The sequence below is a fragment of the Paenibacillus sp. FSL R5-0345 genome, from assembly GCF_000758585.1.
Taxonomy (GTDB): Bacteria; Bacillota; Bacilli; order Paenibacillales; family Paenibacillaceae; genus Paenibacillus_AQ.
In genome coordinates, this window is sequence record NZ_CP009281.1 from 1,819,817 (window position 1) to 1,844,112 (window position 24,296).

Annotated in this window: 14 protein-coding genes, 1 pseudogene and 1 other annotated feature; of the genes and pseudogenes, 9 read left to right on the forward strand and 6 right to left on the reverse strand. The window is 46.4% G+C overall.

The features are described 5' to 3' along the window. Positions 1 to 21: 21 nt before the first annotated feature. The 3 genes and pseudogenes from R50345_RS30190 to R50345_RS31870 form a co-directional block, all read right to left on the reverse strand. On the reverse strand, positions 22 to 1,632 hold the full coding sequence (locus R50345_RS30190) for a diguanylate cyclase domain-containing protein (protein ID WP_052414520.1): 1,611 nt from the start codon (positions 1,630 to 1,632) through the stop codon (positions 22 to 24). Between the two features lie 470 nt (positions 1,633 to 2,102). Beyond that, positions 2,103 to 2,204 (reverse strand): annotated as a pseudogene (locus R50345_RS32420) (hypothetical protein); the annotation flags it as partial. Positions 2,205 to 2,398: 194 nt separating this feature from the next. Further along, positions 2,399 to 2,557: a hypothetical protein gene (locus R50345_RS31870; protein ID WP_231574084.1), complete on the reverse strand. Its 159-nt coding sequence runs from the start codon at positions 2,555 to 2,557 to the stop codon at positions 2,399 to 2,401. A 296-nt stretch (positions 2,558 to 2,853) separates the two neighbouring features. Here R50345_RS31870 and R50345_RS08020 point away from each other — a divergent pair, with 296 nt between their 5' ends. Beyond that, positions 2,854 to 3,879 (forward strand): glycoside hydrolase 43 family protein, encoded by a 1,026-nt coding sequence (locus tag R50345_RS08020; protein WP_052414521.1) that lies wholly within the window; start codon positions 2,854 to 2,856, stop codon positions 3,877 to 3,879. 56 nt (positions 3,880 to 3,935) lie between these two features. Then, positions 3,936 to 9,083, forward strand: coding sequence for a carbohydrate binding domain-containing protein (locus tag R50345_RS32195; RefSeq protein ID WP_081954032.1), 5,148 nt, complete (start codon positions 3,936 to 3,938; stop codon positions 9,081 to 9,083). A 70-nt stretch (positions 9,084 to 9,153) separates the two neighbouring features. Here R50345_RS32195 and R50345_RS08030 read toward each other — a convergent pair whose 3' ends face one another. Genes R50345_RS08030 through R50345_RS08040 form a run of 3 tightly spaced genes read right to left on the reverse strand, consistent with a single transcriptional unit; the run spans position 9,154 to position 13,501 of the window. Continuing rightward, entirely contained in the window at positions 9,154 to 10,113 is a 960-nt protein-coding gene (locus R50345_RS08030; protein ID WP_042125552.1) for a sugar ABC transporter substrate-binding protein, read from the reverse strand. Next, the gene (locus R50345_RS08035) at positions 10,110 to 11,705 is read right to left on the reverse strand and encodes a response regulator (protein ID WP_042125554.1); all 1,596 of its coding nucleotides are present in this window, start codon (positions 11,703 to 11,705) and stop codon (positions 10,110 to 10,112) included. The genes R50345_RS08030 and R50345_RS08035 overlap by 4 nt, the downstream gene beginning before the upstream one ends. After that, positions 11,702 to 13,501, reverse strand: a complete 1,800-nt coding sequence (locus tag R50345_RS08040; RefSeq protein WP_042125556.1) for a cache domain-containing sensor histidine kinase — start codon at positions 13,499 to 13,501, stop codon at positions 11,702 to 11,704. Before R50345_RS08040 ends, R50345_RS08035 begins: the two co-directional genes overlap by 4 nt. A gap of 262 nt (positions 13,502 to 13,763) precedes the next feature. Between R50345_RS08040 and R50345_RS08045 the strand changes: the two genes are divergently transcribed. The 7 genes from R50345_RS08045 to pheS all read left to right on the forward strand — a co-directional run bounded on the left by R50345_RS08045 (position 13,764) and on the right by pheS (position 24,153). After that, positions 13,764 to 14,795: an ABC transporter substrate-binding protein gene (locus tag R50345_RS08045; protein ID WP_042125558.1), complete on the forward strand. Its 1,032-nt coding sequence runs from the start codon at positions 13,764 to 13,766 to the stop codon at positions 14,793 to 14,795. Between the two features lie 84 nt (positions 14,796 to 14,879). Then, positions 14,880 to 16,391 (forward strand): sugar ABC transporter ATP-binding protein, encoded by a 1,512-nt coding sequence (locus R50345_RS08050; RefSeq protein ID WP_042125560.1) that lies wholly within the window; start codon positions 14,880 to 14,882, stop codon positions 16,389 to 16,391. Between the two features lie 6 nt (positions 16,392 to 16,397). After that, positions 16,398 to 17,438 carry an ABC transporter permease gene (locus R50345_RS08055; protein WP_042125563.1) on the forward strand — a complete coding sequence of 347 codons (1,041 nt, stop codon included), beginning with the start codon at positions 16,398 to 16,400 and terminating at the stop codon, positions 17,436 to 17,438. After that, on the forward strand, positions 17,428 to 18,396 hold the full coding sequence (gene yjfF / locus R50345_RS08060) for a galactofuranose ABC transporter, permease protein YjfF (protein ID WP_042125565.1): 969 nt from the start codon (positions 17,428 to 17,430) through the stop codon (positions 18,394 to 18,396). The genes R50345_RS08055 and yjfF overlap by 11 nt, the downstream gene beginning before the upstream one ends. A gap of 113 nt (positions 18,397 to 18,509) precedes the next feature. Further along, positions 18,510 to 19,544: an ABC transporter substrate-binding protein gene (locus tag R50345_RS08065; RefSeq protein WP_231574086.1), complete on the forward strand. Its 1,035-nt coding sequence runs from the start codon at positions 18,510 to 18,512 to the stop codon at positions 19,542 to 19,544. Positions 19,545 to 19,956: 412 nt separating this feature from the next. Further along, positions 19,957 to 22,155 carry a M1 family metallopeptidase gene (locus R50345_RS08070; protein ID WP_042125567.1) on the forward strand — a complete coding sequence of 733 codons (2,199 nt, stop codon included), beginning with the start codon at positions 19,957 to 19,959 and terminating at the stop codon, positions 22,153 to 22,155. Positions 22,156 to 22,673: 518 nt separating this feature from the next. Continuing rightward, positions 22,674 to 22,960, forward strand: a binding site (T-box leader). Between the two features lie 158 nt (positions 22,961 to 23,118). Next, on the forward strand, positions 23,119 to 24,153 hold the full coding sequence (gene pheS / locus R50345_RS08080; RefSeq protein ID WP_042125570.1) for a phenylalanine--tRNA ligase subunit alpha: 1,035 nt from the start codon (positions 23,119 to 23,121) through the stop codon (positions 24,151 to 24,153). Positions 24,154 to 24,296 lie beyond the last annotated feature (143 nt).

Here is a 24,296-nt window from a genome sequence, read left to right on the forward strand (position 1 = left end):
AAGCAGCTTTTTTTGTTGTTCTTATGGTTTTCCGATGGTCTGGTTAGATAAACCTACATCCAAAAGCTCGTAGTAGAGATTAGCTTCATTTCCTCCACGTTCTTTGGAAAGGTACATCGCTAGATCGGCGGCGCGCAGAAGTTCATTTATACTGCTTCCGTGTTCAGGAAATAGAGCTACACCAATACTAGCAGAGGTATGGAAGCTTGATCCATTATCAATAGACCAAGATTTGTTGAACAGCTTAAGCAAACGTTGTAGCATTTCATCTAACATTTCTGGAGAGGTAAATCGGTGCAGTACCACCGCAAATTCATCACCGCCAATCCGAAATGCCTGACCCACACCTTTGACGGTCTGCAGAAGCTCTCGAGAGAGCAGTTGGAGAAATTCGTCTCCAGCCAGATGTCCTAAGGTATCGTTTAGCTGCTTGAATCTGTCACAATCCAACAGTGCGAGTGCAATATTCTTTCTCCGTTCTTCCGGTTGGTTGATGAGATTCTCCATGTACATTTTAAAATGAGCCCGGTTGGGAATCGCGGTTAAATGATCATAGAAGGCTAGCTTATGTAATCGTTCTTCATATTGCTTCCGTTGTGTAATTTCACGGGAGACTAACATAAATTGTGCTGGGAAAGAATTACTTCCTCGAACAGGTGACACCTTCGTTTCCAACCATACCCATTGTCCTTCAGATCCACGCATTCGTAGCTCTGAGATACGGGGGGTTCCCTGAACGACACTCTTTAGTTTAGCCCAGGCGATCTCCGGTTCACGAATGTAGTTGGATAGTGGAGCACCCTTTTTAGGGACATAGCCGAGAATACTTGAGTGAGAAGGGGAGCTATACAGAATTAACCCGTTAGGATCGGTCAATATAATGAAATCAGACATCGTTTCGCCGATTAGCTGATAGAGTGTTTGTTCCTCCAGCATTTCATTCTTGAGCCAAATGATTTTGCGGCCCAGATAAATAATAACCAGAAGCAGTATGAAAAAGACGAGTGAATATAGCGCAAAGAGCGCGCTCTTTTTATCTTGGAACCCATTTGTTACTTGCAAGGCATAGGTGTTTATCAGGTCTTCTGATTGATCTAGATGACTTCTAACTTCATTTAACTGTACGTTCAGATTAACAGCATGATATGAAGCAGGATCCCATCCGATCTGCATCCGTTCAGCTATCAATTTACTCCCTGTACTCTTCCATAGGAGTAGGGATGTTTCGAAGGTATGGAGCTCTTTCTCTAATTCAGTGAGTATATTGGCCTGCTTCAAATCACTGTAGGGTTTGTTGATTGATTTAATGTCTGAACTTGCTAGACTTACCCGTTCCTCTGCTTGCTGATTATTGTCCTTAAATTCCTGAATAAACTGATCACGTTCAGCTTCAGTGAGGTTCGAGCTCATTGCGGAGTGGAGAGCGATTGCGGCCTGATACAGATCACGATCAGCGCTCAGGATGAGCTCAGAGTTCTCAAATACATCGTCATATAAAGAATCTGACATTCTGTTAATGGTCTGATTTAGATAGAGTAAAGAAGCCACACTAATCCCAACCAACAGAATGGAGATCGCAGCGAAAATAAAGATTAGCTTGCGTGTTACTTTGATATTGAAAAATCCGGCCACGGTCATCTTCTCCCTGCATAAGATGATTTAAAAAAATCTTATTGCTTCTAACGTATAACCTGCGTAACTATTATCTGTGGCAGGTGTATTTTTATTTTTAGGCAAAGATGTTGAGAGTAATTAATTGAAAAAGAGGTGTTCTAACATAGTGGGAAATGAGGCATGGGAAAGATAAATTGTGTGTGGATCGCAGTTTGTCGTACAACAAGTATATAGGACGTCCTACTTATAGAGCAATCGCTTCCTCAAATAAATATCAATAATAAAAATTTAAATGATTAGGGGATGGGCCTATTGCCTTATCTATATTCAAATCCATAAATCCTATTACCCAACTGCTCCGTAAATGATACCCGGCTTTGCTTCGATGCCTACTCAGGTCCTTTGCAGATGCCCAAAAAATATACGTTCTGTTAGTTAAAAAAGCTGCCACAATCATATTATGACTGGGGCAGCTGACTTTGAAGTAACTATTCGTTACGTAGTGCATGAATGGGACGAAGTCGAGCGGCTTTGTTCGCAGGCATCATTCCGAAAATCACGCCGATAAGCAAGGAGAAAACAAAGGATATCATTACCATATCCCATGCAATGGATACAGTAAGTGAAGTGTATTTTCCTAGTAACCAACTGCCTCCTTGCCCCACAGAAACGAGGATGACAACGGATGATACATCAATAATAATATCCAGCATCGTTAAAAAAGCTCTTACTTTACTGCTGTAAATACTTTTTAGAGCCAATTTCACCTCGCATTCCTCCGATCTTATACGAGGTTACCATTCTGAATTCGAATGATCCCCTTCGCTTGCTGTGCAATTTCTCTGCGTTCTCGATGTGAGAGACCACGGTAAATTAGCGGAAGCTCCACATTCTTGACAGCAGGGCAATGGAGAATACTAAGGGTTAATCGAAAAGAGAACATAGGATCTGCAGAAGTCTTGAGACACGACTAAACAACCGATTATTTGGCGGTTGTTTTTTTGCTTGTGCCAGTGAAGAGAATCGGTTCTGAAAAACGAAAAAAACCTCACTTTTCAAAAAAGATATTACATCGTGATTCTCACATAGCCAAGTTATAATGAACTCGAATTTGACTAAAGTAAAGCAATAATAATCAGAGGGGAGTGCAAGCGGATAAATGAGCTAAGATGGTTTGTTACAGAATATTAGAAAGCGCTTCATTTCTTGTATATATCTAATCAAAGGAGAATCGGCATAATGGGAAGAAAACTAATATCGTTATTAACAACTATTGCACTACTGCTGAATTTGGTACCGGCCGGATTCATTTATGCAGAGGAAGTCCCCAAAGAAACGGGAGCTGCCAGTAACCCTATTATTTGGGCCGATGTGCCGGATCCAGATGTCATTCGTGTGGGTGATGCCTATTACATGACCAGCACGACCATGCACATGAACCCTGGTGTTCCGATTATGAAATCTTATGATCTTGTGCATTGGAATATTGTTAATTATGTATATGATATTCTGGATGAGGGTGACAATCAAAGATTGAGTAACACAAATAACGAGTATGGAAAAGGCTCTTGGGCTAGCAGTATCAGGTATCATAATGGCAAATATTACGTTGTCTTTTCTTCGAACTCCACTGGAAGGACGTATATTTACCAAACAACCGATATTGAAAAAGGGCCCTGGACACACTCTTCCATCCCTTTCTATCATGATATGTCCCTTCTTTTCGATGACGACGGGCGAGTTTATCTTGTCTATGGAGGTGGCGATATCCGCATTGTCGAGCTCACTTCGGATGCCACTGCTGTGAAGGAGGGCGGAATGAACAAAGTCATCATAAAGGATTCGAGTCTTGTGGCAGGACCGAATGTCGGCCTTCTTGCTGAAGGTTCCCATATCCAGAAAATCAACGGGAAATATTATATCTCTCTGATTACCTGGCCGAATGGAGGGATGCGGACACAGCTGGTTTTTCGCTCCGACCAAATTGACGGCCCGTATGAAGGAAAAGTCGTACTGAAGGATGCTGGAATTGCTCAAGGCGGACTGATTGATACAGTTTCCGGAGATTGGTATGCCTTTCTGTTTGGAGACCGCGGTTCAGTCGGACGTATTCCTTATTTGGTTCCTGTGACATGGAAGGACGGGTGGCCGGTATTTGGTGTCAACGGCAAAGTTCCGGCCGAACTCTCAATTCCGGCGCTTGAAACAGAATCAAATATCGTATCCTCAGATGAGTTGAGTTCTATCAACGTCCGGACCGGATAGGTTCCTCGCACAACCTGCCAGACAGCACTTCAAGTTTATCTTCAGCCGTATCAGCAGTGAATATTTCTGCTGCAGCTGCAGGATCGGGGAAGGAGCTTCTGGTTAACGGCGGAATCGAAAGCAGTAACGAAGCTTGGACCGCTGTTGGTTCGGCCTCCGTGTCAGTTACAACAGATGTCTATAGCAGCGGAACATCCGCTTTGAAGACAACTGGACGTAAAGCAACCGGGGATGGACCAAAGCAGGTCATTACCGGTAAGGTCAATACCGGCGTTACTTATTCCTTCTCGGCCAGGGTCAGGTATGATACTGGACCCGATCAGAAGCAGTTTAACTTCAATATTCAGAACGGCCCGAGCTGGCAGGGGATAAAGGTGCTTGGTTCGGCTACTGTCAAAAAGGGGGAATGGGGAACAGTCACAGGCACCTATACACTCCCTGCGGACGCAGATTTATCCCATACTTTTATTTTCATTGAGACACCATGGTCCGGGACCCCTGATCCTGTTGCAGATCTGATGGACTTTTATGTTGATGATATTTCCTTTGCAGACACCTCAGTCTCAGAGCTTATCCTTAACAGTGATTTTGAAAGCGGTATCGAACCTTGGGCCGCTGTTGGTTCGGCCTCCGTGTCAGTTACCACAGATGTCTATAGCAGCGGATCATCCTCTCTGAAGGCGACAGGACGTAAAGCGACCGGGGACGGACCCAAGCAGATCATTACCGGAAAGGTCAATACCAGCGTTACTTATTCCTTCTCGGCCAGGGTCAGGTATGATACGGGACCCGATCAGAAGCAGTTTAACTTCAATATTCAGAACGGCCCGAGCTGGCAGGGGATAAAGGTGCTTGGTTCGGCTACTGTCAAAAAGGGGGAATGGGGAACGGTCAAAGGCACCTATACACTCCCTGCGGACGCAGATTTATCCCATACTTTTATTTTTATAGAGACACCATGGTCCGGAACCCCTGATCCTGTTGCAGATCTGATGGACTTTTATGTTGATGATATTTCCTTTTCGGCTTCAGCCGCTCCAATTCCTGATATTCAGAAACCGGGAGAGAGTGAATATAACGGCTCCAATCTGGCGCTGGCGTGGCAGTGGAACCATAACCCGGATAACAATAACTGGTCACTGACTCAACGTCCGGGCTACTTACGGCTTACAACCGGAAGAAAAAGCACCGGAATTCTGGATGCACGGAATACACTGACACAAAGAACTTTTGGACCGGAAAGTTCAGGCTATATTGCGATTGATACGGATCATATGAAGGACGGGGATGTAGCAGGTCTTGCAGCGTTCCAGAAAAACTATGGTTACGTCGCTGTAAAAAATTCGGGCACTTCTAAATCTATCGTAATGGTCAACGGCAGCGGCGAACAGCCAAAAGAAATGGCAAGTGTTCCACTGACTCAAAATAAAGTTTATCTGAAGATTGATATGGATTTCAAGGAAAGGGCAGACAGGGCATACTTCTATTACAGTCTTGACGGAGTAAGTTGGACAGCAATCGGAGAACGCCTGCAAATGTCTTATACCCTGCCTCATTTTATGGGTTACCGTTATGCTTTATTTAATTACGCTACCAAAATGACAGGAGGTTACACCGATTTTGATTATTTCAGAGTACACGATAAAATGACTGGTACTGGGCAATCCGCTCTTGCTCTTAGAGCAAAACTAGGAGATGCCCCAGAGGTTATAGGTGCTCCGAACATAGAATTTGAAATTCCGGTAAAGCTGGAAGCATTGCCGGATGGAGCGTACAGCAGTATTTCAGCTTCCTTCTATATTCCTGATTCCTTGTCGGTAACTGGCGTGTCATTTGCCACAGACAATATTAGTGGTACGCCATCCTATGCGTATTCCGGTCAAAGGCTGGAGCTGAAGGTATCAGGCAGCAAAGTGGGGTTCAGAAATGTTTCCTCTGATTTGTTTGCCACCATTAAACTTAAAGTTAAAGAGTTTATTCCGGAGGACCGGACGGATACCATCCGAACGGATTACATCAAAACCGGAGGCAATAATGTGGTTTACAACGTGAGCGAAGCAACAGCTGACATTAAAATAAAAGCCCTTAGCACTAATGCGCTTGCCAAGGTGCCCGGGTATGCGAATCCGCTGGTTAGTCATAAGTTCGGAGCTGATCCATATGCTCTCGTTTATAACGGTAGAGTGTATATATATATGACAAGCGATGCTTTTGAATATGACGCTAACGGAAACGTTAAAGATAATAGCTACTCCAAAATCAACACCATCAGTGTTATATCATCGAACGATATGGTCAACTGGACAGATCACGGCGAGATTCCGGTAGCGGGCCAGAATGGCGCCGCCAAATGGGCCAACAACTCTTGGGCTCCAGCTGTTGCCCATAAGGTGATCTCTGGAAAGGATAAATTTTTCCTGTACTTTGCCAATAACGCTTCCAGTATTGGTGTTCTTACTGCTGATAGTCCGATCGGGCCTTGGACCGATCCGCTGGGCAAATCTTTTATTAACAGCAGTGTCCCTGGAACGAACGGAGTGGTGTGGATGTTTGACCCGGCGGTGCTGGTGGATGATGATGGAACGGGTTATCTGTACTTTGGCGGGGGGATTCCCGGTGGTAGTAATCCAACAGAAGAGCAGGTTGCCCATCCAAAGAGTGGCAGAGTCATCCAATTGGGTGCGGACATGATCAGCACTGTGGGTTCTGCGACACTTATAGATGCCCCGTACCTTTTCGAGGATTCCGGCATTCACAAATATAACGGCAGGTACTATTACTCTTATTGCTCCAATTTCGCGGGCACTCATCCGGAAGGCTCACCGCCGAAGGGGGAGATAGCATACATGGTCAGTGATCATCCGATGGGGCCATTTACTTACGTGGGATCGATACTGCAAAATCCAAGCGTATTTTTCAGTGTAGGCGGAAACAACCATCATGCCATATTCGAATTTAAGGATCAGTGGTATGTAACCTATCATGCACAAACTCTTGGAAAAGCTATGAATAATACAAAAGGATATCGCTCCACACACCTTAATAAAGTGGATTTTTATGACAACGGGTTTATCAAACCAATTAAAGGAGATATGGAAGGCGTAGAACAGACAGCTAATCTTAACCCTTATCAGCGAAACGAGGCAGAAACGATCGCATGGCAAGCGGGAATTGTGACGGAGAAATCCTTACAGCCTGGAAGTATGGTGGATAGCATCAATTTGAATATAACGGATGCGGATAATGGAGATTGGTTTGCCGTTGCAAGTGCAGATTTCGGTATGAATGGGGCGAGCGTATTTGAAGCCAGCGTTGCATCGGCTACCGGAGGCACCATTGAAATTCGGCAGGACAGTCCAATCGGTACAGTAATCGGAACGCTGGAAGTGACGCCAACCGGAGGCGAGAATCAATGGAAAGTACTGAAGACTACCGTCGCGCCAATTACCGGAGTTCACAACATCTTCTTCACATTTACGGCAGAAGGCCAGGATTCTCTTAGCATGGATTACTGGCAGTTTACGCAGAACGTTATCGAACCGGAAGTCATTCCGCTGGAATCAGTCTCGATAACCGGCGGAGCTGCAACTGTCGAGTTGAACAGTTCGTTAACGTTTGGTTCTAAGTTAAGCCCGTTGAATGCGTCGGAGCCGGAATACCACTGGGAAGCATTTGGAAGTATTAAAATTACGGGTGACAGCGATAAAGACACGGTGAAAATACAGGGCACTGCGGCCGGGGAGGGCACCCTGATCTTAACGGTTACCGCTGGCGGAAAAGCGATGACTACTCATAGCACGGTTACAGTAAAGACTGAAGACGCTGGAAGCACCCCGCCTCCGGTAACCGGTCCAACGGCTGCTCCATCACCAGTTCCATCACCAGTTCCATCTGGATCTCCAACGGTTGTTTCTTCATTGACCCCATCAGCGGCACCGACAACATTACCTGGCGGTAAAGATGCTGAAATCAGGGTTGGTGGTAGTAGAGTAGATTTGGGTACGGCAGAAACGACGACTCAGCAAGGCCGTATAGTAACGACTATTATACTTGACCAGCAGAAGCTGAAAGCCTGGCTCACCTCAGCTGGTGAAGCTGAGGTAATCTCGATTACGGTTATGTCAAATCCGGACAGTGCAGTTGCTCAACTGAACACAGATATGCTGAAGGAGCTTCAGGATAAAAAGATCGTAATCGAATTGCGGACCAGCCAGGGAGATTATAAGGTTCCTGTCTCCAAAATCAAAATGAACACGTTGGGATCACAAGGAACTTTGGTTGATATGCAAAATATGAAGTTACAAATTGAAATCAGCGTACCGGAAACGATGATGACAAGGGCAGCTGAGAAATCGGCAGCAGCAAAAGGCTTTACACTGAGCTCAGCTTTACTCGATTTTAAGGTTTCCATTGTAAGCGGATCTATCGTTAAGGAAGTCCCTTCATTTAATGGATATGTGGAGCGTGTGATCAACCTTGCTGAGGGAATAACCGCTAACCAAATTACCACCGGTATCGTTATTGAAGCGAATGGTGAGGTTCGTCAGGTACCAACCCAAGTAGTTACAGAGAATGGAAGAGTATACGCGAAAATCCGCAGCCTAACCAATAGCACCTATGCAGTGGTCTCAAATTCGGTGAAATTTGCAGATGTGAATACGCACTGGGCGAAGGAGAGCGTAGATGACCTCGGTTCCCGAATGATTCTGGTCGGAACCGGAAGCGGTTTGTTTAATCCGGATGCAGAAATCACCCGGGCTGAATTCTCCACACTGCTGGTACGGGTACTTGGACTTCAACCGGATGGAGGAGAGCTGATGTTCAAAGACATTATGGCGTCGGATTGGTACGCCGATAATGTGAAGACCGCGCAAGCATTCGGTCTTATCACAGGTTATGCGGACGGCTCCTTCCGTCCTGACGAGAAGATTACGCGGGAACAAGCCATGGTCATTGCAGCCAGAGCGATGGAACTCACCGGACTGAAGAATAACCTGACAGGACGGACAGCGGAAGAGATGCTGGAAGGGTACGAAGATGCAGTTAGCGTCTCCGACTGGGCACAATCCGGAGTTGCAGATAGCCTGAGGGCGGGTATAGTCTCCGGAAGAAGTACTTCCGCCCTGGTGCCCAAAGGAAATATTACCCGCGCAGAAGCGGCCAAATTGACCCAAGAGCTGATGAAAAAGTCAGGATTATATTAGAATAAAGCAACATTTGCACAACAAATGGCATTCCCCGGAAGGGAATGCCATTTGTTTTGGTGTGAACCGGTTAGTTGCGTATTTCTGTAATTTCCGTATTAATAAACTCTGGCAATGTCTCATCCTGAGCCAGTTTACGTAAGTTATTGATGATCGCTTGGCCCCAATTTTGCTCATTTTGCGAGATGATGCGGGTAATTTGGCCATTCTCAATGGATTGGTTGACATAGGGGGTAAGACCCAGCGCGACATTATAGCGATTTAGTCCTTTAGCCTTCCAGACCAGCACAGAGCTGGAACTCGACACGAAATCCAAATTGATCAGCGCACTGAAATGCGGGTGATCCGTTATCATTTGTTCCAACTGCAGAATGGCGTTTGGTTCGCTGCCGTCGTTATGACGAACTTCTAGCATGTCTATCTCTGTATGCTGCGCCACATAATCCTGAAGTCCCTGTAGCCGTTGGGTCAACCCAAGCATATGAGGCATCCCGGATTGGACCAGAATCATACCCTTGCCGCCAAGCAGTGTGTCTACGGTCTGACCGATCACAATACCGGTCTTATAGTTATCAGCTCCGATAAACGCATTCCGCTGACTGGACGGGGAGTCGGACTCAAAGCATATAACCGGGATCCCGCTGGATACAGCTTTGTTGATGACATCTATCAGTGCCTCAGAGTCAACAGGATCGATGGCTATGCCGTCAACCTCCTGCTTGATCATCATCTCCATGATCCGAATCTGCTGCTCCAGGTTTGCCTCATCCGGAGCTTGAACTATAACTTTGATGTCATGGTCGGCGGCTGCAGCTTCGGCATTCTCCGTTACCATTTCGTACGTATCGTTTACCATAGGATAGATTATGCCGAAGGTTAGCCGGGGTCCGCCGCTTGCAGCGGTTGTAGGTACCTCGTCAATCGGTTCTCGGACATTCACCCCGCTCTTGGTCCCTATACACCCACTGAAAATAAAGGTGAACCCCAATAGCAGCGCCAGTGTCTTAAACGTTTGGTAGCGGACTGTCACATCCGTTTCCCTCCTTTGGCGCTGGTTTCTGCCAGTTTACTCGGATGTCCTTGTTTGCGGTACTCCATTGGTGTCATTCCGGTAACTTTCTTGAACAGGTTAGAGAAGTAATGCTGATCGTTGTAGCCTACCTGAAAAGCGATCTCAAAGGTTTTGTACCGGGTTGTTTTAAGCATTTCTTTCGCCTTGCCAATCCTAGTGGCAGTTAAGTACTCTGTCATTGTCTGCCCGGTTTCCTGGCTGAAAACTTTGCTGAGATGGCTGGAGCTGACTCCGATCTGTTTTGAAGTTTCATGAAGGGAGAGCTGGTCATTGTGATAATTTTCCCGGATGTAAAGTTTGACTTTCTCGATCAACTCTCCATATTTTCCAGAACCTTCAGACCGCCATTTCCAGAGCCGGTCGAATACTTCAAGGAAATAATCCTGACATTCTTCACCCCTGGAAATATTCTGGATTTTCTTCTGCAGCTCTTGCATCGTTTCTGTAGGATTACTGTCAGAACGGAAGGTTAGCTTTGCTGTCTGGACTAACTCTAAAGTGATGTCATTGATCAGGTAGTAGGCATACATGGAATTCCAGTTTATCTGATTAAGTCCGGAAGCAAACTGACGGATAAAGCCAGGGGCCTCCTGAGGAGTGCCCAGCTTTAAAAAATCAATTAGACGATTGCGGTCTAGCAGCACACTGTCAGGAGAATGATCGATCGAAGCCTCTATCATTGCCTCTTTGTTCTGTCTAGACAGCTTCTTGAACATTCTGTCGTCCTCAGCCTCCTGGAAGGAAAGATGTATCCCCTGAAGACGTTCATGGATATCTCCACAGCTTATAGACAGTTGCAAGTCTGCATGGAATTTTTTATGCTTCAATACTTGAATCAGAGTATCCATTCTGCCGGAAATTTGATCCGGCTGGCCGCCCTTCAGAATAACCACTGTTTCGTTACGGCTCCGCCTGAAAAAGCAGAGTTCAGGATACTCGATCAGTGTGTTTACAAGCAACTGCTCAGCAGCCTGAACCTGAGACTGGTCCATATCCGATTCATTAAGGGAAGATGGAATAAAGGACAGGATAACGGCTGCGTAATAAGGAGCCATAAGCATCAGGTCCAGTTGAGCTGCCGCCTCGATGGCGGCTCCAGTGCCGATTAGGCCTCCGCATAGATCAGCATACAGCTTGTCAGGGGTGTACGTATTTTTTTGTTTTAACCGATGCTCTTCGTCAATTCTGGCGCTGACAGCATGCAGCATATGAATAAGTTCCGCAGCGCTGACCGGTTTCAGGCAATAATCCTCAACGCCAAGCCGGAGCGCAGTCTGGGCATACTGAAAATCATCATGGCCGCTTAAAATGATAATTTTGATGTCGGGAAATCTTTGCCTGACCACGGATGTCAATTCAAGTCCGTTCATAAAAGGCATTTTAATATCAGTAATCAGAATGTCGGGTACTTGTTCTTCAATAAGCGGCAGTGCCAGCTCACCGTCGGGAGCGTCACCGGAATAGAAGAATCCTTCCTTCTTCCAATCTATAGAATCCCGGATACTCTCACGGATTAGAATTTCATCATCGACGAGCATGACCTTCTTCATGTCAAGTTCCCCCTGTTCTTAGGTATCCGCACAGAGATTGTCGTACCTGTACCTGCGATACTTTCCAGCAGGACTCCATATTCACTACCGAAATAAAGCCGTAAGCGCTGATGCACATTCTGCAGTCCAAAACCACCTTCGGTAGGCTCCTCCTCCTCAGACTGGAGAGGGTGCTCCAGCTGTTGCTTCAGCAATGCTAGACGCTCTGTGGATATGCCTATACCGTTGTCCTTAACGGTAAGAATCACCGCCGAATCTTCCATATAACCGCCAATGATAATCAAGCCTTTACCTCTTTTATTTTTAATACCGTGGTACAAAGCGTTTTCTATCAGGGGTTGGAGAGTCATATTTAGAATCGGATACTCCAGAATTTCAGGATCGACTTCAACTCGATATTCAAGGATATCCCGGTAACGCATCTGCTGAATTACCAGATAGCTCTGGGCATGAGCCAGCTCAGTGTGGATCATCACCCAGTCCCGTCCTTTGTTTAAACTAATCCGAAATAAGTCGGATAGCGCTTTCACGAGTTGGATAACGGCGTCGCTTTTGCCCGCTTCCGCCATCCAGATGATGGAATCAAGGGTGTTGTATAAGAAGTGGGGATTGATTTGGGCTTGCAGCGTACGCAGTTCCGCTTTCTGCAGTTGCTGCTGTTTACGTATACTTTGCTCCAAAAGCTCTTTTATTTTCTCCACCATGATGTTAAAGCTTTGTCCCAGATCGGCGATTTCATCCGTTCCGACCGGCTTGACTTTGGCCTCGAGATAACCGCTTGCGGTAAGCCTCATTTTGTGCTGAAGGAGCTGAATAGGGCGGGTAAGCCTTTTGGTCAACAGATAATGCAGAGTGATAGCAAATACAATGCTGAGTACCACGCTCACTATGATCAGCTGCCTGATGCTATTAGCTTCGGCAACAATTTCCTGCAAGGGAGCGATACCGATAATTGTCCAACCCGTGTAAAGAGAAGCGGTATGTACGATGAACCGGGGCATCTTGTCAGTCCTAAGCACAAATCCGTCAGGCTGATCGGAAAAAGGAAGTTTTGTCTTTCGAATGATATTCCAGTCAGCGTTGTCTATAGGAGGAACGTAGATTGGATTGCTATGCTGATCAAGAATATAAAAAAAACCTGTCTTACCTATCTTGACCTGGTCGCAGAACGTTTTGATAAACGAATCATCCAGATCCACGGTAATAAATCCGATGACCTCATGTGTAATTTGCTGTCTGACCGCTGCCATAATCGAAATGACTCCCTGATCTTCATAGGTAAAACCGTCAATTCGTTCATTGCTCGTAATCAGTGCCGGCGGAATTCTCAGCACAGAATCAGGATTCTGCGCGAGTGTCTGAAAATGCTGATCCCGCAGCGGATTCATATTGGACTGGAAAATCCCTCTGCGCTCGCTGATCCCTTTCCCATAACGGTTAATCAAGCTGATGTTGAGAACATTCTCATATTTGTAGGTGTCGCGGTATAGAGCAAAGGTCTGAAGAATGTCTTTGGCTTCCTCGTAAGTCTCCGATTGTGAGAAGAGGAAGTGAATAACCTTGGGGTTATTACTTAACTCTAGAAGCCTCTCGGTATCTTTAAACATATTATCGATATTTGTTCCAAGCATATCAGCCTGGAGCATGCTGGAGGCCTTACTGTGACTGGAAACTGAATTGTAGGATTTCTGATAAGAGATCACTCCCACAGTCATTAGCGGTATGGTGGTGAGTACAATAAACAAGGCCAGCAACTTTGCCCTCAGGCTGGACGAGATCCAGCGCTTGATCCTCATCAGTAGGTTCCTCTCATACGGAGTATGGTTCATGCAACTTATAGTTTATACCAACTATGACCTATTCGGAAGCAAAAAAGAAAGCGCAACCAATATTCACACTTTTTAATTAAAAAATTACACCAAAAGAGACCTGTTCTTAATAAAAACCAAAAAATATAAACAAATGCTAAAGACTGTCCGTATCAGGTTGATTTGTAAGCGATTTATAATCAGGCCAACACCAGGTAATGGTGATTGATAAGGGGGAGGACAACAGTTTATGAAGAGACTCGGAAAAATGGGTGCTGTGTTAGCGTTAAGCTTGTCCATGATGATCGTTGGAGCTTGCGGTAGTAACAGCGGCGGCGGAGATGCTGGAAATAACGGGAATACTGCCGGAGAGAATGCAGGGAGTTCCGGAGCGAAACCGTCTAAGAGTATCACGCTCGGCTTCTCACAAGTAGGAGCAGAAAGCGGCTGGCGCAGTGCGAACACCAAATCGATACAGGATTCGGCCAAAGATGCCGGTTATACGCTGAAGTTTTCGGATGCACAGCAAAAACAGGAGAACCAAATCAAGGCACTTCGCTCATTTATTCAGCAAAAGGTGGATGTTATCGCCTTCTCGCCGGTCGTGGAATCCGGATGGGACACTGTACTTAAAGAAGCCAAGGATGCAGGAATTCCGGTGGTTCTGACTGACCGTGCCGTCGACTCGAAGGACACTTCGCTATATGTGACATTCCTAGGTTCTGACTTTGTAGAAGAAGGACGGAAGGCTGGTCAATGGTTATCTGACCAATATAAGGATGCCGCAGAAGACATAAATATCGTTGAACTGCAGGGAACCACAGGCTCTGCTCCGGCTAATGACCGTATGCAGGGATTCAAGGAAGTGATCTCCAGCAATCCTAAGCTTAAGATTGTTGCTTCCCAGACAGGAGACTTTACACGGGCCAAGGGGAAAGAAGTTATGCAGGCGTTTCTGAAAGCCCATAAGGATATTGATGTTCTTTATGCGCATAACGATGATATGGCGCTGGGTGCAATCCAAGCGATTGAAGCTGCCGGACTGAAACCTGGAGAAGATATTAAAATCATTTCGGTCGATGCAGTTAAAGACGGAATGCAGGCTGCCAGCGATGGAAAAATCAACTTTATCGTCGAGTGTAACCCCTTGCTTGGACCTCAATTAATGAAAGTGGTTAAGGATGTTGTCGATGGAAAAACGGTTGAAGCCCGTATTGTGACCGAAGAAACGACATTTACTTCCGAGCAGGCCAAGGAAGCTCTGCCAAGCCGTCAATATTAATCCTGACCTATTTAACACCGCCGCTCCGTAGCTGGTGACCAGGTTCACGGAGTGGCTTCATTAAACCAAGGAGTGGATGATGATATGAGCATGGCAAGGCCCATACTGCAAATGATCAATATTCATAAACGGTTTCCGGGAGTCAAAGCACTTAGCGGTGTAAGTCTACGCCTTTTTCCCGGAGAAGTACATGCGCTTATGGGTGAAAACGGCGCAGGAAAATCAACGTTGATCAAAGTACTGACCGGCGTATATTCCATTGATGACGGAACTGTAGAAATGGAAGGCATTCCTATAACGGTGCACAATCCACTGGAATCACAGGCGGCCGGCATTAGCACAGTGTATCAGGAAGTCAATCTTTGCCCCAATCTGACAGTGGCAGAGAATATATTTATCGGGAGAGAGCCCCGAAAACTGGGCCGCATCATTTGGAAAGAAATGAACCGAAAGGCGGAAGTGCTGCTAAAGGACCGTTTGAATCTAGATATAGACGTGGCTCAACCTCTGCACATGTATTCCGTTGCTGTACAGCAGTTAATCGCTATTGCCAGGGCACTAAATATTTCCGCAAAGGTTCTGATTCTGGACGAACCCACCTCCAGTCTGGACAAAAATGAGGTCGAACAATTATTCCGTGTAGTGAGGAAGCTGAAAAGTGACGGGCTTGCGATTCTATTCGTTACTCATTTTTTGGATCAGATGTATGAAATCTCCGACCGGGTAACCATCCTGCGAAATGGGGAATTTGCCGGGGAGCATATGGCAAAAGATCTGACTAGGCTGGATCTTGTTCTGAAGATGATCGGCAAGGAACTGAATTTGCTGGAGGAACTTCCTGTTCTTTCAGGAACCAATAAGGATAAAGCGGGAGAGGAGCTACTCAAAGCTGAAGGACTGGGTCGGAAGGGAGCCATCGAACCGTTTGATCTGTCTATCTCTAAGGGAGAAGTTGTTGGCCTTGCCGGTCTTTTGGGTTCGGGCCGGACCGAAGCTGCACGGTTATTGTTCGGAGCCGATAAGCCCGATACCGGTAAGCTAACGTTTGCTATTGGAGGGGAAAACGTACGTTCGCCGCGTGAGGCTATTCATCGGAGGATTGCCTTCTGTTCAGAAAATAGAAAGACTGAAGGCATCATTGGAGATCTTACGATCCGGGAAAATATAATTCTTGCCCTGCAGGCCAAACTGGGCTGGTTCAAGACCATTTCCCGAAAGCGTCAGGACGAAGTTGCAGAGGAATATATCCGTATGCTTAATATCAACCCGCCCAATCCCGATCACCTGATCAAGAATTTAAGCGGTGGTAATCAACAAAAGGTGCTACTCGCCAGATGGCTGTTAACTGAGCCGGATTTATTTATTCTGGACGAACCGACCCGCGGGATAGATATTGGCGCAAAAGCGGAGATTCAGAAGCTGGTACTGTCACTTTCACGCCAAGGAATGTCCTTTGTGTTTATTTCTTCCGAACTGGAAGAAGTGATTCGCGTCAGCGACAAAATCGTTGTCCTACGGGACCGGCATAAAGTAACGGAAATTTCAGACAAGGATATGAGCCAGCATACAATCATGCAGGCAATAGCAGGGAGCTGAGATCATATGAAAACCATTTATAAACATCATTTATTCTGGCCGTTGTGCGTACTGGCTGCATTGATGCTATTTAATCTTTTTTATTCTCCTGATTTCTTCTCGATTACGCTGCAAGACGGGCATTTATACGGCAGTCTGATCGATATTCTCAACTTTGGCGCCCCTTTGGTACTCGTGGCGATCGGAATGACTCTGGTTGTGGCTACGAGCGGGATTGATTTGTCCGTCGGATCAATCGTGGCTATATCGGGAGCTATTGCCTGTCTTTCCATTAGCAAAGGCTCGGATCAGAATATGCTGTCCTTGATTCTGATATCGGTACTAATGGCAGTGGTGCTATCTCTCCTTCTGGGGGTATGGAATGGGCTGCTGGTGTCAGTCGCTGGCATTCAGCCGATTATTGCCACCTTAATTCTTATGGTGGCCGGGCGCGGAATAGCCCAACTCATTACTGGCGGACAGATTATCACAGTGACGAGCGATAAATACACTTATATCGGCTCCGGTTCATTGGCGACTTTGCCGTTCTCCATCTTTGTAGTAGCCGCCGTTCTTGTTACAGCCGTACTGCTCACAAGAAAGACAGCACTGGGGCTGTTTATTGAATCGGTTGGCTGTAACCCGATGGCAAGTCTGATGTCGGGTATTCGTGCCAAATGGGTGATGATGTCCGTATATATATTCTGCGGATTGTGTGCCGGTATAGCCGGATTGCTGTTGAGTTCAAATGTATCCAGCGCAGATGGAAATAACGCAGGGCTGTGGTATGAACTAGATGCCATCCTGGCAGTCGTTATCGGCGGAACATCACTAAACGGCGGACGCTTCTATTTACTTGGAACTGTTGTCGGAGCCCTGATCATCCAAACGCTGACCACCACAATCTATATGATCGGTGTTCCGCCGGAAATCACGCTGGTAGTCAAAGCGTTTGTAGTGCTGGCGGTCTGCTTGATCCAGTCATCTGCCTTCCGGGCAGCACTTGCCTTGCGGTGGAAAAAGCGGCATTATCCAGGAGAAAAGGAGATTGCACGCCATGTTTCTTAAACGCAAGTATATTCCGATTATTGTAACGATTGCACTGTTTCTGGCCATGTTTGCTGCAGGTTCTTTCCGATATACCGGTTTTTTCTCTCTGCAGGTACTGATGAACCTTTTCGTGGATAATGCCTTTCTGCTGATTACCGCCATCGGCATGTCCTTTGTCATTCTGTCCGGAGGTATTGATTTGTCCGTCGGCTCAATCATCGCTCTTACAACAATGGTGTCAGCGAGCCTGATTCAGCAGCAAGGATGGTCTCCAGCAGTCGTTATTCCGCTAGTACTTCTTATGGGAGCCGTTTTTGGATCGGGAATGGGAGCCATTATCCACTATTTTAAAATTCAGCCTTTTATCGTGACTTTAGCGGGAATGTTTTTGGCTCGTGGATTGTGCTATGTAATCAGCATTGATACGATAACGATAGATAACGCTTTCTATACGAATGTAGCGCAGACCAAGATCACGCTCCCGGGTGGCAGCTTTATTTCAATTAGTGCTATTGTTGCGTTGATTGTCACAGCCGCCGCTATCTTCATCGCGCATTATACGCGATTTGGCCGCAATGTGTACGCTCTTGGGGGAAACGAACAATCGGCGTTGCTGATGGGGCTTCCGGTTGCGCGAACCAAAGTGCTGGTATATGCGTTTAGCGGATTCTGTTCAGCTTTGGCTGGCGTCGTGTTCACATTCTACATGCTATCGGGATACGGGCTTCATGCAGTTGGTTTTGAGCTTGACACGATTGCTGCGGTTGTCATAGGTGGAACGTTACTAACTGGAGGCGTCGGTTATGTCCTTGGTACCTTCTTCGGTGTGCTAATTCAGGGCGTAATCCAAACCTTAATCAGTTTCGATGGTACACTCAGCTCCTGGTGGACCAAAATTGTTATCGGTCTGCTGCTCTTCACCTTTATCCTGTTTCAGAGAATTCTTAGTGCAAGACGTTCTATCCTAAGGCAGTAGCAGTTGCTCTTACTATAGAATTGTTGCTACAATTACCATCGGGCTCCGTTTTCTTGGGTTCCCGATAGTATTCGTTTATAAATGCAACCGTTACCAAAATGGGGGAGAGTTCAGTGAAAGCAGGGAAATGGATAGTCTGCTTAGTGTTTGTGTTCCTGACTGGCTGCTTCGGAGCAGGGGTCAGGAGTGCCGAACCTTCGCTCAGGCCTACGGAAATCCCCTTGAAGATCAATAATCCTCCGCAGGCAGATCTGCCTGCAGCCAAAACTATATTACTCGGATTCTCCCAGTTGGGCTCGGAGAGTACATGGAGAGCTGCAAATACGAATTCCATTAAGGAGGCAGCTCGGGAAGCGGGCATTTCACTAATTATGAAGAATGCTGAGCAATCTCAGCAAAAGCAGGTGGAAGCCATCCGTTCATTTATGAAGAGCAATGTAGATATCATTGCAATTGCCCCTGTTGTGCAGACCGGATGGGATGATATTTTAGAAGAAGTAAAGCAGGCAGGCATACCCGTCATCATTCTTGACCGTTCTATTAATGTGCAAGACCACTCACTTTATGTGACCTGCATAGGCTCTGACTTCTTTGAAGAAGGGGTGAAGGCCGCTAAATATATGCTGGACAAAATGCGGCATCATACCGGACAAATCAAAATTGCCGAACTTCAGGGTACTATCGGATCCACCCCTTCAATTGACCGCGGACGCGGGTTTCGGGAGACGATAAAGGGGCGAAATACCTTTGAAATTACACTTACCCGCCCTGCGGATTTTACTAAGGCAGGAGGGAGTAAGATCATGCAGGAATACCTGAGCCTGCCTCAAGATGAGTGGCCGCAGGTGCTGTTCTCCCATAATGATGACATGGCCGTTGGTGCAGTTGAAGCCATTGAGGAGGCCGGACTGAAGCCGGGTACTGATATTATAATAATTTCAGTTGACGGGACACGCCGTGCCTTTGAACAGATGATTGCCGGGAACATTAATGCTGTCGTTGAATGCAATCCGCTCTTGGGTCCTTTACTAATGCAAGCTACCCAAGAGATTATGTCGGGCCGGACCCTCCCCAAACGTATGGTTCCAGCAGAAGATATTTACCCTCAGGAACTGGCCGCAATGGAAGTAGATAACCGGACATATTAACCAGATGATAAAAAGCTTTCGCTTTGAGGTATTCCTTCCGGGGGTGCAGCTGGAGTCAGAACAATCCTTACGAGGATATAGAGGCCGTATTGAACATACGGCTTTGTATAAACAGAACAACTTGTCATTAGCAACAACACTCTAGATTTTATAAAACGGGATAGTTCAAATGATAAACCCTCAGAGACGCAATAAAGGCGTCCTGAGGGTTTTTGCGTAAATTTAAGGTTTCTGTAAGGTTGGGTTTAACACGGTGTAAGGTGCGGTCTTTACTATTGGATTTATATTCAGGAAGTACAGGATAGTGACCTGACCGCACAAGCAAATCAAAAGTGAGCCGAGCCGAGAAATAAATGCTTCATACGGTGAATCCGGATCTAGTCAATTAAACATATTATGAGGGAGAGACTCTATGTATCGAACAACCATCCAATCAGTATCCCAAAAAGTGCTGGCTTATTCGCTGGCTTTTACACTCGCGGCCTTCCCCGTTGTCACCACCACACAGGCCTTGGCCGCACCGGCGGCTTCATCCGCTACGTCTGCCCTGGATGCAGAGGCTCATGCTCCAGTCCAATACCGGATTGATGCCCGGCTTGACGAGAATAACATGCGCATCCATGGAAGCGAAGCCGTCACTTACAGGAACACTTCAAATGATACGCTGCGAGAGATCGTGTTCCATACGTTTGCCGACGCCAACCGGTCCAAAGCGACCCAAACATCAATGTTTGAGCGAAACAACGAGGAGATACGCAAGGAAAATCCGCAGAAGAAGCCGGAAGACTTTCTGGGCGGCATCGACATTCGGAGCGCGGCGGCCGATGGGCAATCCTTGGTTTTATCAAACAGCAATCAGGCATTAACCGTCGAACTGAAGCAGGAGCTAAAGCCTGGCGAAGCGGTGACGGTCGAAGTCGGCTTTGAGGTAAAAATCCCTTACGGCATGCAGCGCCTGTCCTACTACAAAGACATCATTAACGGTGCCCATTGGTTTCCGGTTATGTCCGTCTATGACGAGAACAAACATGAGTGGGATAAAACGCAGTACAGTAAAGCCTTCGAATCGGATTATTACGATTCATCAGATTTCGAAGTGCATTTTAATGTCCCGGAAGCCTATCAAATGCTGATGCCGGGGAACCTAACAACGCAGGTCGACCCGAAGGAGTCCGGCCGTAAAATCATAACCGCCGTAGCTGATAACACCCGGGAGCTCGTCTTTTTTGCCAGCCCGAATTATAAGGTTGAGAGCGTTAAGCGGGATGGCCTCACGGTTGAATATTATTACTCTGACAACATGCCTGACAAGAAAAAACTCGTCGACGGATACATCGACACCGCTTTTAAAGCTATTCAGTTTTTTAGCGAAAAATATGGGAAGTATCCTTACCCTGAGTTCCGCATCGCAGAGTCGTACGTAGAGGGTGTGGCAGTCGAGTTTGCCCGGGTTATTCAAATGGGGCAGATTAGGGCGAACAGCGATCCAGCGCATGATGACGTGTTCGTGCATGAAATCGCCCACCAATGGTTCCATGCCTTGATCGGCAACAACTCGGAGACAGAGTCGTTTCTGGATGAAGGGTTTGCCGACTTCTCGAGGGTGTATTTCGCTGAAATGCAGGGTGATGATATGAACGGGTTCAAGTCGATCCAAATCGATGATGTGTCTTGGATAGACAAGCCGATCGTCTCAACCAATACAGAGGTGGGAGACATGGAAAGTCCGACTTTTTACAATAAAGGACGCCAGGCCATCTACCAGTTGTATCGCATGGAGGGAGAGGACAAATTCGATTTCTTTATGCAGGAATATTTCAAGCGGTATAAGTATAAAAACGCCACGATCCAAGGGCTTATGCAGACGATCCAGGATACGCTCGGTGATGAGGCACGAAAAGAAATGGACAAGATACTGTATGATTCGGATTTTGTCCTGAAACCCGAATATCAATTGTCCGAGGCGGAAGTAGCCGCGTATTGGCATGAGCAGTTCAAAAACACATACCATTCGTCCCTGGCCCAAGTTACGGATCTTCCGTCGGAAACGATGAGCCGCATTGTGGATAAGGCGCTGCAAGGCGAACCGCTGACAATCGTGCTAAGTGATCAGGCAGGTACCATAGCGAAAAAGCAGCAGCAGACGATTTTAGCGCAGCTTGAAGGCACACTTGGGATTATGGGCATTCCATATGAGGTGATTTCTGATCGACAAACACTCAAGATAAAACTGAATAGGGAGCTCGGAACCAGCAACATTATCGCCATCGGCAGTGTCAAAACGAACGGATTCATACAGGCACTTAAACCCGGAATCATACAAAAATTGAAAGCCATCGGCTTCGACTGGAAAAGTAAGATGAACCAAAAAGCTTCTTCGGGCGCATACGTTATTAAGCATCCATATAATCAAGATCGCCTGCTGCTACATTTTTTCTGGAACGGCGACGCCTTAAGTAGCAATGCAGTCGAATTGTTTGCGAAGCAGATGCTGTATGCGGTCAGTTATAGTAGCGACTTTTATCAATATTACGTCTTGGACAAAGCAGGCAACATCGCAACAGGCACAAAGATCGCTAATCCGATGACGAAATTTTTTGCCGAAGAATAAGAATAAGGAAGTCTCTGTCCAATACGCTCGTTTCAATATATGGATATAGTAATGGCAGGGCGGGGAAGATGATTACTGAAGAGCGGCAGGTTTAAAGTTGCTGCTCTTTTTCCGAAACGAGGGGCATCTAAAGGACGTGTTTTACAATGTCAAGCTGACCGAGGAGCTGCGGGCAAGCGAATGGAAACGGAAAAGTCTGGACCGGATGAAAAAAGAGTGGATCGTGAACATTTCGCATGATATCAAAAATTTGATTTCCTCCCAATATGATAAGTTCTTAGTCTGCGAAGGAGCTCCTGAGAGGATGAGATATGCCTTCTTAATAATGGAAATTATCAAGCTCCGCTGAACGTTAGCTGAAAAAAAGTCCCCAAAACGGCTCTGAACCTTAAAGCCAGCTTAACGCCAGATAAAAATTGCCCTAATTATGCTTGAACTTGTCAAAACGACAGATTTTGCATATAATAAATAGACATATCTCTTACATTAAAGAGATACCTGACAATTAGATTGAATTGTGAAATGCATTGATGGAGAAGAGTACACAGTGCCTGACTTACAGGGAGGAGACGCCGGTGATTGAGAGCGTTTCTAGGAAACAGAGCTGTCGAAGTTCACTCCGGAGCAGTTCCTTGAATTCCTTAAGATTGCCTTGTAAGGAAGCGTAGGGGAAACCGGTCACAGACCGTTATTTCTGTATAAAGTGAGATAGGTATCTGTCCAGCCAAAAGAGGGAATGAAGCTCTTAAGGGGAACAGATCAGCTTGTCTAACAAGGGTGGTACCACGGTCTTTTCGTCCCTTACCGGGAGGAAAGGCCTTTTTTTGTTGAATTATAAGAAAGTATAAGCTTCACGCTATACCTTTTCCTTATAATTCTCGCAATAACGCATACCGTCCTTAAAGGACGCCGAAGGCGTTTTAGCTTGAACTAGACAATGATTGAAGGGGGCTGTACACGGCCATGAAAGAGAAGTTGGAAGCATTGAAGGTAGAAGCACTGGCTAAGTTGCAGGAGGTTATGGATCCACAGGTTCTGAATGACCTAAGAGTGAAGTATCTCGGTAAAAAAGGTGAGCTTACAGAAGTTCTACGTGGTATGGGAGGACTTAGTGCTGAGGAGCGTCCGGTTATCGGGCAAGTAGCGAATCAGGTGCGTAGTGCGATTGAGGAGATTATTGGAGCGAAGCAAGAGGCATTTCAACAACAGGAGACACAACAGCGTCTGCAGGCTGAAAAAGTCGACGTAACCCTGCCTGGCCGCCGCATGCAGCAAGGGGGCATTCACCCGCTTAGCAGAGTGGTTCAGGAAATTGAGGATATTTTCATTGGTATGGGCTACCGTGTGGCTGAAGGTCCTGAAGTGGAGACCGATTATTATAACTTCGAAGCCTTAAATCTGCCTAAGAACCACCCGGCTCGTGATATGCAGGATTCCTTCTATTTGACGGATGATCTGCTCATGCGTACTCAAACGTCTCCTGTACAGATTCGTACAATGCAGGCTATGAATGGTGAAGTTCCGGTTAAAATCATCTGCCCGGGTAAAGTATTCCGCCGTGATGATGACGATGCAACGCACTCCTTCCAGTTCCATCAAATCGAAGGTTTGGTTATCGGAAGCAACATTCGGATGAGTGACCTGAAAGGTACATTGCAGCAATTCGTGCAGGAGATGTTCGGCCCGAATACAGGCATTCGTCTTCGTCCGAGCTTCTTCCCGTTCACCGAGCCTAGCGTTGAAGTGGACGTAAGCTGCTTCAAATGTGGCGGCGATGGTTGCAGACTGTGCAAGCAAAGCGGATGGTTAGAAATTCTTGGCGCGGGTATGGTGCATCCAAATGTTCTGGAAATGGGTGGCTATGATCCTGCTAAGTATAGCGGCTTCGCATTCGGTATGGGTGTTGAGCGGATTGCTATGCTTAAATACGGCATCGATGACATTCGTCATTTCTATAACAACGATATGAGTTTTGTAAAGCAGTTCAAGGGCGTTTAGATTTTTGGTGGGCGAGCTGGCTGACGGGTTAGGAGGATGGATTTTGGAGCATTTGATTTCATGTTGTAAAAACCCTATTAAGCTAGGATCGGAAAGGAATTTTGGAACTGTAGGAGCGATAGCGACCGCCTGAAAGCTTTCCG